A 381-nucleotide genomic window follows, 5' to 3' on the forward strand; every position below is an offset into this window, starting at 1 on the left:
GGTTTGGAAAAGGGAACCAATTGGGTTGCCCGGTTATAAAGCGTTAGAGTTGTCATCACTCCACTGCGCGATTGAGAAAATCGAGCATGGGCTTCATCATTTGAAAAGTTTTGGCCACATCTTTCACGAGCGATTTATTCTGTAGCTCAGCATCGCTGAATGGTTTGCGCACAATAAAATGCTTCATTTTAAGATAATCGATAGCAGGGTTGGTTTCGTCATAACCTTTTGGAGGCCGAACCAGTAATTCTACTCCATCAACGCCAGTGGGAAAGTATTTCTTAAATGTTTTATTGCCGATGATTTTTTTCCATTCATCAAAATTATAATCAAACTCCTGCCTTATTTTGGCAAGGTCTGAAGGGAGCGGTGAATAAAAGC

General features: G+C 40.9%; 1 protein-coding gene. It reads right to left on the reverse strand.

Translation table 11 applies throughout. The annotated features are described in order from the left end of the window. Positions 1-55 precede the first annotated feature (55 nt). On the reverse strand, positions 56-381 hold a 326-nt coding region (locus tag I6F37_RS45005; protein WP_225155134.1), incomplete at its 5' end, for a DUF2461 family protein.

This window comes from Bradyrhizobium sp. NBAIM08, assembly GCF_020193935.1.
Classification (GTDB): Bacteria; Pseudomonadota; Alphaproteobacteria; order Rhizobiales; family Xanthobacteraceae; genus Bradyrhizobium; species Bradyrhizobium yuanmingense.